At 60.6% G+C, this 14,375-nt stretch carries 13 protein-coding genes; 10 read left to right on the top strand and 3 right to left on the bottom strand.

Going from position 1 to position 14,375, the window contains the following annotated elements; all coding sequences use genetic code 11:
• Positions 1 to 138: 138 nt before the first annotated feature.
• The 3 genes from I2I01_RS17920 to rsmG all read left to right on the top strand — a co-directional run bounded on the left by I2I01_RS17920 (position 139) and on the right by rsmG (position 2,713).
• Positions 139 to 1,275 (top strand): glycosyltransferase, encoded by a 1,137-nt coding sequence (locus I2I01_RS17920; protein ID WP_196287877.1) that lies wholly within the window; start codon positions 139 to 141, stop codon positions 1,273 to 1,275.
• Positions 1,266 to 1,889 carry an RNA polymerase sigma factor gene (locus I2I01_RS17915; RefSeq protein WP_196287876.1) on the top strand — a complete coding sequence of 208 codons (624 nt, stop codon included), beginning with the start codon at positions 1,266 to 1,268 and terminating at the stop codon, positions 1,887 to 1,889. Before I2I01_RS17920 ends, I2I01_RS17915 begins: the two co-directional genes overlap by 10 nt.
• Positions 1,890 to 2,095: 206 nt before the next feature.
• Positions 2,096 to 2,713 (top strand): 16S rRNA (guanine(527)-N(7))-methyltransferase RsmG, encoded by a 618-nt coding sequence (gene rsmG, locus I2I01_RS17910; protein ID WP_196287875.1) that lies wholly within the window; start codon positions 2,096 to 2,098, stop codon positions 2,711 to 2,713.
• Positions 2,714 to 2,927: 214 nt separating this feature from the next.
• Here the strand turns inward: rsmG and I2I01_RS17905 are convergent, their stop codons facing one another.
• Positions 2,928 to 3,908 (bottom strand): YheT family hydrolase, encoded by a 981-nt coding sequence (locus tag I2I01_RS17905; RefSeq protein ID WP_196287874.1) that lies wholly within the window; start codon positions 3,906 to 3,908, stop codon positions 2,928 to 2,930.
• A gap of 252 nt (positions 3,909 to 4,160) precedes the next feature.
• Here I2I01_RS17905 and rpsT point away from each other — a divergent pair, with 252 nt between their 5' ends.
• Both rpsT and I2I01_RS17895 read left to right on the top strand, forming a co-directional pair.
• Positions 4,161 to 4,412 (top strand): 30S ribosomal protein S20, encoded by a 252-nt coding sequence (gene rpsT, locus I2I01_RS17900; protein WP_196287873.1) that lies wholly within the window; start codon positions 4,161 to 4,163, stop codon positions 4,410 to 4,412.
• A gap of 179 nt (positions 4,413 to 4,591) precedes the next feature.
• Positions 4,592 to 6,145 (top strand): T9SS type A sorting domain-containing protein, encoded by a 1,554-nt coding sequence (locus tag I2I01_RS17895; RefSeq protein ID WP_196287872.1) that lies wholly within the window; start codon positions 4,592 to 4,594, stop codon positions 6,143 to 6,145.
• A gap of 70 nt (positions 6,146 to 6,215) precedes the next feature.
• Here I2I01_RS17895 and pyk read toward each other — a convergent pair whose 3' ends face one another.
• Together pyk and I2I01_RS17885 are read right to left on the bottom strand one after the other, a co-directional pair.
• Positions 6,216 to 7,655 (bottom strand): pyruvate kinase, encoded by a 1,440-nt coding sequence (pyk, locus tag I2I01_RS17890; protein WP_196287871.1) that lies wholly within the window; start codon positions 7,653 to 7,655, stop codon positions 6,216 to 6,218.
• A gap of 364 nt (positions 7,656 to 8,019) precedes the next feature.
• Complete coding sequence (locus I2I01_RS17885; protein ID WP_196287870.1) at positions 8,020 to 8,448, bottom strand: IPExxxVDY family protein; 429 nt, start codon at positions 8,446 to 8,448, stop codon at positions 8,020 to 8,022.
• A 176-nt stretch (positions 8,449 to 8,624) separates the two neighbouring features.
• Here I2I01_RS17885 and I2I01_RS17880 point away from each other — a divergent pair, with 176 nt between their 5' ends.
• The 5 genes from I2I01_RS17880 (at position 8,625) to I2I01_RS17860 (ending at position 14,356) form a co-directional block, all read left to right on the top strand.
• Entirely contained in the window at positions 8,625 to 8,861 is a 237-nt protein-coding gene (locus tag I2I01_RS17880) for an acyl carrier protein (protein ID WP_019948606.1), read from the top strand.
• Positions 8,862 to 9,026: 165 nt separating this feature from the next.
• The gene (fabF, locus tag I2I01_RS17875; RefSeq protein WP_196287869.1) at positions 9,027 to 10,277 is read left to right on the top strand and encodes a beta-ketoacyl-ACP synthase II; all 1,251 of its coding nucleotides are present in this window, start codon (positions 9,027 to 9,029) and stop codon (positions 10,275 to 10,277) included.
• Between the two features lie 184 nt (positions 10,278 to 10,461).
• The gene (gene rnc / locus I2I01_RS17870; RefSeq protein WP_196287868.1) at positions 10,462 to 11,187 is read left to right on the top strand and encodes a ribonuclease III; all 726 of its coding nucleotides are present in this window, start codon (positions 10,462 to 10,464) and stop codon (positions 11,185 to 11,187) included.
• Positions 11,188 to 11,360: 173 nt separating this feature from the next.
• A complete protein-coding gene (gene nadE / locus I2I01_RS17865) occupies positions 11,361 to 13,274 on the top strand; it encodes an NAD(+) synthase (protein ID WP_196287867.1) in 1,914 nt (637 codons plus the stop codon).
• 29 nt (positions 13,275 to 13,303) lie between these two features.
• Entirely contained in the window at positions 13,304 to 14,356 is a 1,053-nt protein-coding gene (locus tag I2I01_RS17860; RefSeq protein ID WP_196287866.1) for a S41 family peptidase, read from the top strand.
• Positions 14,357 to 14,375 lie beyond the last annotated feature (19 nt).

Raw genomic sequence — 14,375 nt, 5'->3', positions numbered from 1 at the left:
CTTGCAGTAATCAACTGCTCCAAGCGTGATAAGGTCCTTGCTGCGCTCAGGATGACAGACGCACACAACTAAAGCACAAAGATACCCCGGCCGCCCGGCGCCGCGTACTTTTGCCGGTCCATTCACGCCGCCCCTCCCTTGCCGATACCCATACCCACTTCCCCGATTTTCTGGTTGCTGCTGGCGTGCGTGTTGGTACAGCTTTTTTACGCCGCCTACTATTTCTGGCCCTTCGCCCGGCGCCCCCTAGAAGCCCCGGCCGACGCCCCCGGCCCCGACGCGGAGCCGGTTTCCATCGTCGTCTGCGCCCACAACGAGCTCGACAACCTGCGCCGCCTGCTGCCGCTGCTGCTTCAGCAAGACTATCCAGCCGGCTTCGAAATCGTCCTCATCGACGACCGCAGCGACGACGATACCTATTTATACGCCCAGCAGCTCGCCCAGTACTACCACGAAAAAGTACGCTTGGTAACGGTGACGCGCACGCCGCGCGGCTTCGCCCCGAAAAAATACGCCCTCACCCTCGGCGTCAAAACTACCCGCTTTGCCCGCCTGCTCTTCACCGATGCCGACTGCATTCCGGCCACCAACCAGTGGCTGCGCCTCATGCAGCGCGGCTTCGCGCACGCCGATGTGGTGCTGGGTTTTTCGGCCTACGTGCAGGCCCCGGGCTTTCTCAACCAGCTCATTCGCTACGAAACGCTTCTTACAGGCGCTCAGTACCTCAGTTTCGCTTGGCGGGGGCGGCCCTACATGGGCGTGGGCCGCAACCTGGCCTACACCCGCGCCTGCTTCAACACCACTAAGGGCTACGCTTCACACATGCGCCTGCTCTCCGGCGACGACGACCTCATGGTGCAGGACGCCGTGCGCTATGGCCAGCGCGTGGCCGTGGTGGCCGACCCCAGCGCCCACACTCTGAGCGAACCCGCCGCCTCCTGGCGCGTATGGTGGCATCAGAAACGGCGGCACCTCTCGGCTGGCCGGGCCTACCGGATGCCCGACCGCCTGCGCATCGGCACGTTTATCATGGCCAACGTGTTGTTCTATTTGGCCACCGCCGCGCTAGTTTTTTCGCCAAACAATTGGGTACCTTTGGCGGTGGTATGGGTTCTCCGAACGATGTTCGTGAGCGCCGTGTATGCCCGTTTGAGCCGCCGGCTCGGGCAGCCCGTAATCGTCGGGCTCCTGCCGGTGCTCGATGTGGCTTATTTTTTCCACTACCTGGCCCTGGGAATCTCGCTGTTCCTCAACCGCACCCTTCGATGGAAGTAAACAATCAAGATATCCAAAAGCAGTTTTCAGCCAAAGCCAAGCACGACTTCAAGCTGATTCGGGCCGCTGTGGACCACGGCGACGAAAAAGCCTACGCCGAGCTGATGCACATCTACAAGAAGCCCGTGTACCACGTGGTGCTCAAGATGGTGCGCAATCAGGACGACGCCGAAGACCTCACCATCGAAGCCTTCGCCAAGGCCTTCAAGAACCTGCACAAGTTCAATCCGGAGTACGCCTTCAGCACCTGGCTGTTCCGCATTGCCACGAACAACTGCATCGATTTTATTCGCAAGAATAAAATCAAAACCATGTCGATTGACTCGGCCATTAAGGTCGACAACGGCGACGAAATCACCATCGATTTCCGCGACAACGACCTGAACCCGGCCGAGCACGCCGTGCGCAACCAGAAAATCGAAATCATGCGCCACGTGGTGGCCCGCCTGCCCGACAAGTACCAGCGCCTCGTGAGCCTGCGCTACTTCGACGAGCTGAGCTACGAGGAAATTGCCACCGAGCTCAAAGCCCCCCTCGGCACCGTGAAAGCCCAGCTGCACCGCGCCCGCGAGCTGCTCTATGACATGGTGAAGCACACCAAGCAGATTATTTAAGCAAGAAAAGCCCCGATGCGAGTCGGGGCTTTTTTGTTGAAAACTGAGATAGTAGATAAAAGTATGGAACGGTCATGCTGAGCGCAGTCGAAGCATCTCTACCGCACAACGCAATTAATTTACTGCTGCCGTAGAGATGCTTCGACTGCGCTCAGCATGACCGTTCTATTTCGTAGCAAAGGACTAAACCGTGCACCTTTGCACCTATGAATCTTTTGCAGCACTACTTCCCCGCGCTCACGCCCGAGCAGCTTCGGCTTTTTCAGCAGCTCGAGACCGAATTCCGGGCCACCAACGAAGCCATCAACCTCGTGTCGCGCACCGACATGGATAATTTCGTGGAGCGTCACGTGCTGCACTCGCTGGGCATTGCCAAGGTCGTTCAATTTCCAAAGGGCAGCGCAGTACTCGACGTGGGCACCGGCGGCGGCCTGCCCGGCCTGCCCTTGGCCATCATGTTCCCGGAAGTACATTTCCACCTCGTGGACAGCATCGGCAAGAAAATCCGGGCCGTGCAGTTCATGGCCGCCGCCCTGGGCCTCGACAACGTGACCGCCGAGCAAACCCGCGCCGAACAGCTGCGCCAGAAGTTCGACTACGTGGTGAGCCGCGCCGTGGCCCGCCTCGCCACCTTCCACCCCTGGATTGCCCACCGCTTCAAGCCGCAGGGCGCGCCCGGTTCGGGCCTATATTATCTGAAAGGCGGTGACTTGGCAGAGGAAATTGCCGAATCCGGCCTCAAAACCCGGGTGACGGATTTGAGTGATTTTTACAAAGAGGAGTTCTTCGAAACGAAGAAGGTCGTTTTCGTGCCTGCGAAGTAGGGGAGTGGTAGGCGGAGCGTCTGTCATTGCGAGCGCAGCGAAGCAATCCGTTCTGTTCTCAGCGACCAACCTATTAATGTTAATGTGAAAAGCCCCGGTGCCGAGCGGTACCGGGGCTTTTCACATTAAGCCTTGTCACAACTCATGGCTGGTCGAGGCTGAGAGGACGGATTGCCGCGGGCTGCGCCCTCGCAATGACAGGCGCCACATATGCTTACCCCGGCACCTCCGCCGTGAGAAACTCCACCGCCCGTCGCTCCGAATAATACTCCCCATTGCTCTCCGCAAAGCCGACGTGCCCTCCATCGGCCGGCGTTTCCAGAAACACGAACGGCGACTGTGCCGCCACCTCCCGCGGGAAGCACGAGGCCGGCAGAAACGGGTCGTTCTGCGCGTTCACCAGCAGCGTGGGCACCCGAATGCCGCTCAGGTAGCGGCCCGAGCTGGCGTATTGGTAGTAAGCATCGGCCGAGTCGAAGCCGTGCATGGGCGCCGTGTACTTGTCATCGAACTGCGGGAAGTTGCGCAACGCTTCCAATCCCTCTAAATCGACCGCGCCTGGGTTCTGGGCCGCTTTGTCGCGGATTTTCTGGCGTAGCGACTTCAAAAAGCGCCGCATATACACCTGGTTCTGGGGCCGGCCGATATGCATGGAGCTGGCCCGCAGGTCGGTAGGCACGGAGAATACGGCCGCCCGTTTCACCTCGGCCGGTACGCGGCCAGCGTCTTCGCCCAAGTACTTCAGTGTCACGTTGCCACCGGCTGAGAAGCCTAGCAGGTAGGCGCGGCGGTAGCGGCCGGTGGCCAGGGCGTGTCCTAGCACCGTATGCAGGTCTTCCGTATCGCCGAGGTGATAGGAGCGGAGCAGGCGGTTCATTTCGCCACCGCAGCTGCGGTAGTTCCAGGCTAAGGCGTCGAGGCCGGCGCGGTTGAGGGCTCGCACCATACCTCGCACGTAGGGCCGCGAGGCATCGCCTTCGAGGCCGTGCGACACGATGGCGAGGCCATCGGTGGGGCGCATGTCGGGCAGGCGGCTCCAGTCCAAGTCCAGGAAGTCGCCATCGGGCAACTCCAGGCGCTCGCGCTGGTAGGTCACATCGGGCACGGTGCGCCACAGGCTGGGCACAATGGTTTGCAAGTGCCCGTTGAACTGATAAAACGGCGGCTGGTAATGCGATTGGGCAACAAGTGGCATGACGCGCAGGGGAGATTGGGAACGCGGTGAAAGGCCGGGATTAATCGGCATGCATACCAAATTTAAGGCCGTTAAAGTGAAATTGACATGAGCCTGAACGGTTCTGGCCCTTTCGTACGCCGGTTGCTGAGTAAAACGAACCGGCTTGTCATCAATATTTTTGCCAGCAGATTTGAATTTATCAGACAGATTCGTACCTTTGCCCTCCCAAACACAGAACTCAAGCATAAAGCTTTAATATATCTCCTGCTCATGGCAAACCATAAGTCGGCCCTCAAACGCATCCGTAGCAACGAAGCCAAGCGCGTGTTGAACCGTTACCAGCACAAATCCACCCGCACGGCCATCAAGAAGCTGCGCGGCACGACCGACAAAACGGCTGCTCAGGAGCTGCTGAAAAAGGTGACTTCGATGCTGGACCGTCTGGCCAAGAAGAACATCATCCACAAAAACAAAGCTGCTAACAACAAAAGCAAGCTGACAAAACTCGTTAACGCGCTCTAGTGCGACTACGAGTCTAGGAAGGCCAGACTGCGCCGCCCCAAGGTCTGGTCTTCCGCTCATCACAGAAGCCCTGCTCGAAACCGAGCAGGGCTTCTTGCGTTTGGCTGGGCGCCACGGTTGGTAAATTCATTGGAGTGTGTACCTTATGGCACTTTTCCACTGCTAACTGCTCTAATAGCATGAAACACCCCTACCGTTGGCTGCAGTCCCTGCTGGCCGCCTCTTTATTAACTGTTGGCTTTGGCGCCCACGCTCAACAAGCTTGGCGGCCGTTTCGGCCAGGGCTGATATATACATTTGGCGCATCGCCGGCAGGCACTGGCGCATCCTATGGCTACACCTTGCGTCTCGATTCGGCCTACGTGACGGCCGCTGGGGATTCGGCCTGGGCATTCAACCGCGTGATGCGGGACATGACGGGCAAAACGCCGGGCGACAACAGTGCCTACGCCTTCCGCAAGAGCCGCAACAACTTGTTTGGGCAGCGCTTGCTGTGGCAGCCTGGCTCGACCGAATTCACCCTGGAAACCGTGACCGAAGGCACCGCGCAAATTGGCGCCGCGCTGCGCTTGCGGCCGCGGGCGGCCGTGGGCAGCACCTGGCTGGCCAGCGGCACCAGCACCATGGCCACGCTCACCAGCCGCGGCCCCCAAACGGTGAACGGGCAGCCCGATACCGTGGCCGTCATCACCCTCAGCACCGGGCCGGTGGTGCGGCTGAGCCGGCGCTTTGGTCTGCTCGAAGCGCCGCAGTGGCTGACCTTGGGCGGCAGCCCGGCGCAATGGGTAGCCACGCAGGTGCCCCAAACGTTGGCACAGTCGCCGTACTACCCTACCACCCTATTTGGCCTCGTGCCCGGCGATGAGTTGGGCTACGTATGGGACCAGTTTTCTTACGGGCCGTTTACTTGCGCCGATGGGGTAGTGCTACGCCGCGTGGTATCGCGGCAGCTTACTTCGGATAGTTTGGTTATTCAATACCGCGAGCAGCGAAAGGGGCAACGATATGGGGCGCCTGGATGCAGTGGCCCTGCTGGTGCCTACACCGACCCCGTGATGACGGGCCGCTGGGCCTTTTCGCTGCGCACCGGCAAATCGCCGCAGTTTTCGGCGCTGCCCTTGCTCACGGGCGAATACGCGCCTGCTTATGCCGGTACAACCCAGGCGCTGGTGATGGGAAAGGGGCTGATGGGCCTCGCAGTGAGCGGTAGCTGCCAAACGCCGATGCAAATTGGGTATCAGCGAGTATACATTTATCAAGCAGCCACGCCCACCCAGTACCGGCCCGGATTGGATGCCCAGGCTTGGCAGCAGGCCTTCGCCGTAGCCGATGCCGCCTTGCCCGGCCCCAGCGGCATCGGCGATGTAGCCACCTATGATGTCGGCCTGCGCTATGTGCGGCGCACGATGCCTAGTGGCGTGGTTTATACCTGTGGCTCCGCTACCAACTACGGCGGCTTGCTGCCCACCCGCGCCGCCCAGGCCGCCGCGCTGGCCACGCTGCACCCCAACCCCGCCACCGAAGCCGCCACGCTCACCCTGGCTCAGCCCGCCCGCGCCGGCCAAACCCTGCGCCTGACTGATGCCCTAGGCCGCCCTGTGTGGCAGGCCCCCGTGGCCGCCGGCCAGACGATGCTAACTATTCCCCTGGCTGGGCAGCCAGCTGGGCTCTATTTGCTGCACCTGAGCGGCAGCGAAGGCAATGTAGCTACCTGGAAACTCACTCACGAATAGACCCGCCGACAAACAAAAAGCCCCCGCAGCATTGGCTGCGGGGGCTTTTTGTATCTATTATTATCTGAATTTAGGCAATGCTCACCTTCACCATGTTGGCCTTGCCTTTGTCTTGCAGCGGCATCGAACCGGTGGTGATGAACACGTCGCCGGTTTCGAGGTGGCCGGTGGTGGTCAGCACGTAGCGGATGTCGGTTATGGTGCTGTCGGTGCTGATGAGGCGGTCGTAATAGAACGCGCGCACGCCCCACACCAGGCTTAGCACCGTGAGCAGCGGGCGGTTGTCGGTGAAGATGAAAATGTCAGCTTTGGGGCGGTACTTAGCCAGTTGGAAGGCCGTGTAGCCGTGGTGCGTCATGCCGGTGAGGGCCTTGGCGCCGGTGTTTTTGGCCAGGTGGCAGGAGGCTGACAGGATGCTGTCGGCCATAAAGTTGGGCATATCGGGCCGCACGGGCCACCACTTGTGGAACAGCTGCGGGCTGCGGCTTTCCACGCTCAGGATGGTGCCCACCATCGAGCGAATCACCTCGGCGGGGTAGGCACCCACGGCGGTTTCGGCCGAGAGCATCACGGCGTCGGCCCCGTCGAGCACGGCGTTGGCTACGTCGCTGGTTTCGGCGCGGGTGGGGCGGGGCGCCGTAATCATCGATTCCATCATCTGGGTGGCCACGATAACGGGCTTGCCAGCCGCATTGCACTTGGCAATAATCATCTTCTGGGCCATGGGCACCTCCTCCATCTTCACCTCCACGCCGAGGTCGCCGCGGGCCACCATGATGGCATCGGCGAGGGCAATGATTTCGTCGATGTTGCGCAGGCCGTCGGGCGTTTCAATCTTGGCCACCACGCGGGTGTTTTTGCCCGCCTCGGCAATCAGGTTTTTGATGAAACGGATATCATCGGCCTTGCGAGCAAAGCTTAGGGCCACCCAGTCGACGCCGTGCTCCATGCCGAATTTCAGGTCCTCAATGTCCTTCTCCGTCATGCTCGGGGCTGATACTTCGGAGTCGGGCAAGTTGATGCCTTTGCGGGGCTTCACCAGGCCGCCGTACACCACTTCCACGTCCACTTCCTTGTCGCGGTCGGTGGCCAGCACTTTCAGCTCAATCTTGCCGTCGTCAATCAGAATCATGTCGCCAGCCTTCACATCGCGGGCCAGACCCATGTAGATGGTGCTCAGGCGCGTGGCCGTGCTGATTTCTTTCTCGCCGCACACCAGCTTCAGCTTGTCGCCGGGCTTGATTTCGACGCCGCCGCCTTCCACTTCGCCTAGGCGAATTTTGGGGCCCTGCAAGTCCTGCAGCAGGCCTACCGACGTTTTCATGTCTTTGTTCAGCCGCCGTACCGTGTTCACAACGGCGAGGTGGTCCTCATAAGAACCGTGCGAAAAATTGAGGCGAAATACATCCACACCCTCGCGCATGAGCATGCCGAGGCGCTCGTAGGTGTTAGAAGCGGGGCCCACCGTGGCCACAATTTTGGTCTTGTTGAAAACGGGATGATTTTCCATGCGGGAGTCGTCGGAAACTAGCTAGCAGAACAAAAAAACTCCCCTCCTTAATAATGAGGAGAGGAAATTTTGCCAAAGGCTAAATGGAATGAGAGTATACTTAAACAGGCGCCTCAGGGGTAAACCAGAAGGCCCGCCAGCGCAAAAGTCGTTTAATTAAATGGAAATGCCTATTCAAATCGGGCAGGTCATGTGAAAACGTTTGCTCAATACGGTGAAAGATATTCTCCCTGCTGTTACCGCTAAGTAAAATTTTAACTTGGGCGGGCTGCCGGCTGCAAGCCGGCTGTCCGCTCGTCGTTGCAACAGCACCGTTCTCACAACGAGCGGACAGACGGCTTGCAGCCGGCAGCCCGCCCAAACGTCACAGAATCAGGTTCTCCTTGTACTTGAGTGTATTCGGGTCGAACTGGCACACGTACTGCACGGCGTCGAGGGCGGCGAGGCGTTCGAGTAACGCCTCGTCGGCCAGGGCGCCGGTGCCGTTGCTCACCGCCAGCAGGTAGTCGTATTCCTTGATGTCGGGGGCCAGGAAGGGCTTTTTTAGGTTCGAGGGGTCCACCGAGCGGTTGCGCAGCAGCCGGAAAGTGAGGGCCTCGGTAGCGTGCAGGTAGTGCGTGAACACCAGCCGGCCGCGGCTGAGCAGGTTCAGCAGCAGCTCGGGCTGCCGCACGAGGCGCAGGCGCAGGGCGCGGTTCAGCGTCCAAGCCAGGGTGTAGTCGCGGGTGCTGCTCACCAGCCCAAAAAGGGCAAAGTCGCACTCGTAGTCAACGTCGAGGGTGAAGGTCTTCATAGGAGCCGCCAAAAGGGCACCCGCGGGGCGGGCAGGGGCAAAGCTACGGCCCGCCGGGGCCCCTTGCCAGCCGCGCGGCCATAATGTTGTACCCGCAAATGAAAAGCCCCGCCGTGGGTTAGATGAAAATTCTCTCGTTACTTTGTGCCATAGTTTTCCTTAAACCCCCCACGGAGATGTCTGAAATCGCAGAAAAAGTAAAGGCCATTATTATTGACAAACTGGGCGTTGAAGCCTCGGAGGTGACTCCGGAAGCAAGCTTCACCAACGACCTGGGTGCTGACTCGCTGGATACCGTTGAGCTCATCATGGAGTTCGAAAAGGAGTTCAACGTGAGCATCCCCGACGACCAGGCCGAGAACATCGGCACCGTGGGCCAAGCCATCAGCTACCTCGAAGAGCACGCCAAGTAGTACACCTTTCATCCTGCGAAGCGAGAAATTTGAGTTGTAGCCTTTACGCTGATTTCCTGTTTCGTGCGGCATGACCCCCATACTGCGCATACCGGCCGGCCCGCCGCCGGCCGGTTTTGCCGTTTTATCCCGCTTCATCTTTCGCGCCGCTGGCGCTAACATCGTATGACGTCCATCCGACGGGTTGTTGTCACCGGCCTCGGGGCCATTACGCCCCTGGGCAACACCGCCCCTGCTTATTGGGAAGGCCTGCGCGCGGGCACCAGCGGCGCGGCCACCATCACTCGCTTCGACCCCAGCAAGTTCAAAACCCGCTTTGCCTGCGAGGTGAAGGATTATAACCCCGACACCTATTTCGACCGCAAAGAGGGCCGCAAAATGGACCTGTTCACGCAGTTCGCGGTGATTGCCTCCGACGAGGCCATTGCCGACTCGGGCCTGCTCGAAAGCGGCGTGGACAAGGACCGGGTGGGCGTGATTTGGGGCTCCGGCATCGGCGGCCTGAAGTCGCTGCAGGAAGAATGCTTCCAGTTTGAGCGCGGCGACGGCACGCCCCGGTACTCGCCCTTCTTTATTCCGCGCATGATAGCCGACTCCTCGTCGGGCAACATCAGCATCAAAAACGGCTTCCGCGGCCCAAACTTCGTGACGACCTCGGCCTGCGCCTCGTCGAACGACGCCATCATTGCCGCCTTCAACAACATCCGCCTCGGCCTGGCCGATGCCGTGGTGACGGGCGGCTCCGAAGCGGCCATTACCGAGTCGGGCGTGGGCGGCTTCAACGCCCTCAAGGCCATGAGCGAGCGGAATGATGACCCGGCTTCGGCTTCGCGCCCTTACGACAAGGACCGCGACGGCTTCGTGCTGGGCGAAGGCTCCGGCGCGCTGGTGCTCGAAGAATACGAGCACGCCAAGGCGCGCGGCGCCAAAATTTATTGCGAGCTGATTGGCGGCGGCATGTCGTCGGACGCTTACCACATCACGGCGCCCGACCCGAGCGGCGAAGGCGTAGTGCTGGTGATGAAAAACGCCCTGCGCGACGCCGGCATTCAGCCCGAAGAGGTTGATTACATCAACACCCACGGCACGAGCACGCCGCTGGGCGATGGCGCCGAAATCAAGGCCATCGAAAAGGTGTTTGGCGCGCACGCCGAGAAGCTGAACATCTCCTCGACCAAGAGCATGACCGGCCACTTGCTGGGCGGTGCCGGCGGCATCGAGGCGGTGGCCTGCATCCTGGCCATGCAGCACGGCATGGTGCCCCCCACCATCAACCTGCACACGCCCGACCCGGAAATCAACCAGGCGCTGAATTTCACGCCGAACGTGGCACAGGAGCGCGACGTGCGCGTGGCCATGAGCAACACCTTTGGTTTTGGCGGCCACAACACGTCGGTGATTTTCCGCAAGCTGTAGGGCTTGTATTTAAAGTAAAAGGGGCGTCATGCTGAGCGCAGCCGAAGCATCTCTACCACGCAAGTAATTCTCTCGATTGAATTAGTATTGCGGTAGAGATGCTTCGACTGCGCTCAGCATGACGTTCTTTTTTGGCGCTGCTTTTCTGCCATTTTTTTCTACCGAAACCTAAGTTTCCCTTCCCTTGCTCAGTTTCGTTTCCCGTTTTTTTGCTTCTGATAAGGCGTTTCGGCAGGCGGTGGCTACCGTGACGGGCCAGACGCCCAAGAATGCCAAGTTGTATCGGCTGGCGTTTACGCACTCTTCGGCGGTGCGGCAGCAGCCCGCCATGGGCCGCCACCAGACGAACGAGCGGCTGGAGTTTCTGGGCGACGCTGTGCTGGGCACGGTGGTGGCCGAGTACCTGTTCAAAAAGTACCCCTATGAGCAGGAAGGATTCCTGACGGAGGTGCGCTCGCGCATCGTGAACCGCGAAAGCCTGAACGGCATCGCCCTCAAACTAGGCCTCGACAAGCTGGTGCAGCTGGACACGGGGCAGGGCCGCGCTGCCCGCTCGCGCTCGGTGAACGGCAATGCGCTGGAGGCGCTGGTGGGCGCGGTGTACCTGGATTTGGGCTATAAATCGGCGCGGAAATTTGTGCTCACGCGCCTGGTGAAGGGTTTTGTGGATGTGCACACGCTCACCACTACCACGGCCAACTTCAAGAGCAAGCTGGTGGAATGGGCGCAGCGCCAGGGCAAAACCGTGCGCTACGACATCACCGGCGAGGCTCGGCCCGGCGGCGCAATGGAGTTTACGGCTAATGTGCTGCTGGATGAGGAAGTCATTGCCACGGGCATGGGCCTGAGCAAGAAACAAGCAGAGCAATTGGCCGCCGAACGGGCGCTGACGGAGCTGGGAGTGGCTTAACAAAAGGGTTGGGTTTTGAGGGTTGAATGTTGAGCGGGAAGCTTGGAAGGAAGTAGCTAAAAGCGACGAAAAGCCGGCTTTGAGCAAAACTATGTGCCTTAGCTGCCGTTGCTATTGTTGAAGCGTTTGACCAGCCTCACTCAACCCTCAACCTTCAAAACACAACCCTTCTAATGCGCATCGCAGGAGCCGCCCTCAACCAGATTCCCATCGATTGGGAAAACAACCTTCGCAACATCAAAACCGCCATTGAGCAAGCCAAGGCAGCGGACGTGCAACTGCTTTGTTTGCCCGAGCTGTGCCTGACGGGCTACGCCTGCGAAGACCTGTTTCTGAGCGACTGGATGCCGGAGGCGGCGCTGACGCACCTGCAACGGGTGCGGGAATGGACGCAGGGCATCTGCGTGGTGGTGGGGCTGCCGGTGCGGCTGCAGCACCGCACCTACAACACGGCGGCGGTGCTGCGCGACGGTCAGATTCTGGGCTTCGCGGCCAAGCAGTTTTTGGCCAATGACGGGGTGCACTATGAAACGCGCTTCTTTGTGCCCTGGCTGGCGGGCGAGCAAACCACCGTAACCTGCGACGGCGAAACCTGGCCGCTGGGCGACCTGATTTTCGAACACGAGGGCGTGCGCTTCGGCTTTGAGATATGCGAGGACGCGTGGCGGGCTGATAACGTGCGGCCGGCTTGCCGGCTTATGGGCAAAGTCGATTTGATTGTGAACCCCTCGGCCAGCCATTTTGCAATGAGCAAAACCGACGTGCGCTACCAGCTGGTGATGAAAGCCTCGCGCACGTTCGATTGCACCTACCTCTACGCTAATTTGCTGGGCAACGAGGCCGGGCGCATCATCTTCGACGGTGAAATCCTGGTGGCGCGCAATGGCCATTTGCTGAAGCGCAACCAGCTGCTGAGCTTCAAAGAGGTGGATTTGGAATGGGTGGACGTGGATTTCAGTGCCAAGCCGGAGCCGGCGGCGGAAATTGTGCCGCTGCCCACGCCGGATGAGTACAAGGAACTGAACCAGGCCATGAGCCTGGGCTTGTTTGACTACCTGCGCAAGGCGCGCAGCCGCGGTTTCGTGCTGAGCTTGAGCGGCGGGGCCGACTCCTGCTTCTGCGCCGTGGGTGTGGCCGAGATGGTACGGCTGGGCGTGGCCGAGCTGGGGCTGGAGGAGTTCAAGCGTCGCAGCGGCTGCTTCCCGGCGGCCAGCGAAAGGGTGAAGCAGGAGGGAGCCGGCGGCAAGGCCGAGCAGGTGGTGGAAAGCCCGGCGCCTGAAGGTGGTTTGAGCACCAACCAGCAACTCGTTCAACAACTGCTCACCTGTGCCTACCAGGGCACCGTCAATTCATCCGACGACACCTTTAACTCAGCCAAAGAGCTGGCTGACAGCCTGGGGGCGCGGTTTTACAACTGGACGATTGACGAGGAGGTGACCGGCTACGTGGGCAAAATCCAGCAGGCGCTGGGCCGGGAGCTGACCTGGAAAACTGACGACCTGGCCTTGCAAAACATCCAGGCGCGGGTGCGGGCCCCTGCCATCTGGCTGCTGGCCAACGTGCAGAACTGCCTGCTCATCACCACCTCCAACCGCTCCGAGGCCAGCGTGGGCTACTGCACCATGGACGGCGACACGGCCGGCAGCATCTCGCCCATTGCGGGCGTTGACAAAGACTTCGTGAAAAAATGGCTGCGCTGGGCCGAAACCGAGCTGGGCTATACCGCCCTGCGCCACGTGAACGCCCTGCAGCCCACCGCCGAGCTGCGCCCCCTGGAGGACAAGCAGACCGACGAACGTGACCTCATGCCCTACACCCTGCTCAACCGCATCGAGCGGCTGGCCTTCTACGACCGCCTCAGCCCCAAGCAGGTGCTGGCCATGCTGGAAGGCGAGGGCACGGGCTTCGACGAGGAGCAGCTGAAAACCTACGTGCGCCGCTTCTACACCCTCTGGAGCCGCAACCAGTGGAAGCGCGAGCGTTACGCCCCCAGCTTCCACCTCGACGATTACAACGTGGACCCACGCTCCTGGCTGCGCTTCCCCATCCTCAGCGGCGGCTTTGCAGAGGAATTGGCAGGGCTGTAGCGGTTACCTTCGTAGTTTGCTGACGGCTTATGAAACAACTGCTGCTGAGCGTTCTGGGTCTGCTGTGCGTGGAAGCGGCTCGAGCGCAAACGTGCGATTGTGCGGCCGACCTGCGCTTTGCGCGGCAGGCGTATGAGCAGAATTACGCGGGCTTTGCCCATGCGCTGGCCCGGCGGGGGGCGCCGGCTTATCAGCATTTTGCCGACTCTCTTCAGCAGAACACACAACCCATCACCGACTTGGCGGGGTGCGAAAAGGCGCTGCGACGCTACCTGCGCTACTTCGGCGACGGCCATGCCACCCTGGCCCACACCGGCGCCTACCAGCGTCTGAATAATTTGCAGCTGGCCCGCCGGAAGCGCCCGAGCCTGGAAGTGCTAGACGAGCATGCCGTTCTGCTCACCATTCCGAGCGCTGATTCTTCGCAGCAAAAACTAGTGGATAGCCTGCTGACGGCTAACAAAGCACGGCTGGCCCGCACGCCGTACCTGCTGGTGGACGTGCGCGGCAACGGCGGGGGCAACGCCCGGGTCTTTCTTTCGCTATTGGAGTTGCTTTACACGCGGCCGGTGGTGCTGGATGGCGTCGCATTCCGCAGTTCGCCGCGCAACCTGGCCATGTTTCGCGCTGGGCTGGCCACGCCTGGCCTGCCCGCCGACGTGCGAAAGCGGATGAGCAGCATCATCGCCCGGATGGAGGCTTCGCCCACGGGGTTTGTGCCCGGGCAGCCCGGCCGCACCATCACGCTGGGCAAGCACCGCGTGCAAGCCTACCCGAAACGGGTGAGCATTCTAATGGACCACCGTTGTGCCAGCGCCACTGAAGAGTTTCTGCTAGCCGCCCGGCAAAGCAGCAAGGTCACCTTGTTTGGCCAGCCCACCGCCGGCACCCTCGATTACGCCGACCTGTACCTGGAGCCGCTGCCTTCGGGCCTGTTCGCCGTTTCCATTCCCATGTCGCGCTCCCTGCGCCTGCCCGACCGTCCCTTCGATGCCAATGGGATGAAGCCCGACGTGCCTGTGCCCGGCTGGGAGTTTGATTGGGCAGATTTTGTGCGCCGCTACTGGCAAGAGAAAAGCTGAGCTGCCTTTTGTTTAAAAG

Source organism: Hymenobacter properus (assembly GCF_015694735.1).
GTDB classification, from domain to species: domain Bacteria; phylum Bacteroidota; class Bacteroidia; order Cytophagales; family Hymenobacteraceae; genus Hymenobacter; species Hymenobacter properus.
Note: the sequence above shows the minus strand (reverse complement) of the source record. Positions and strands in the feature narration are given on the sequence as shown.

Excerpts from the sequence above, each read along its gene's own strand:
- I2I01_RS17905 (WP_196287874.1), bottom strand. The coding sequence starts at position 3,908 with ATGCCACTTGTTGCCCAATCGCATTACCAGCCGCCGTTTTATCAGTTC.
- I2I01_RS17915 (WP_196287876.1), top strand. The coding sequence starts at position 1,266 with ATGGAAGTAAACAATCAAGATATCCAAAAGCAGTTTTCAGCCAAAGCC.
- rpsT (WP_196287873.1), top strand. The coding sequence starts at position 4,161 with ATGGCAAACCATAAGTCGGCCCTCAAACGCATCCGTAGCAACGAAGCC.
- rsmG (WP_196287875.1), top strand. The coding sequence starts at position 2,096 with ATGAATCTTTTGCAGCACTACTTCCCCGCGCTCACGCCCGAGCAGCTT.
- I2I01_RS17880 (WP_019948606.1), top strand. The coding sequence starts at position 8,625 with ATGTCTGAAATCGCAGAAAAAGTAAAGGCCATTATTATTGACAAACTG.
- nadE (WP_196287867.1), top strand. The coding sequence starts at position 11,361 with ATGCGCATCGCAGGAGCCGCCCTCAACCAGATTCCCATCGATTGGGAA.
- fabF (WP_196287869.1), top strand. The coding sequence starts at position 9,027 with ATGACGTCCATCCGACGGGTTGTTGTCACCGGCCTCGGGGCCATTACG.
- I2I01_RS17860 (WP_196287866.1), top strand. The coding sequence starts at position 13,304 with ATGAAACAACTGCTGCTGAGCGTTCTGGGTCTGCTGTGCGTGGAAGCG.
- pyk (WP_196287871.1), bottom strand. The coding sequence starts at position 7,655 with ATGGAAAATCATCCCGTTTTCAACAAGACCAAAATTGTGGCCACGGTG.
- I2I01_RS17895 (WP_196287872.1), top strand. The coding sequence starts at position 4,592 with ATGAAACACCCCTACCGTTGGCTGCAGTCCCTGCTGGCCGCCTCTTTA.
- I2I01_RS17885 (WP_196287870.1), bottom strand. The coding sequence starts at position 8,448 with ATGAAGACCTTCACCCTCGACGTTGACTACGAGTGCGACTTTGCCCTT.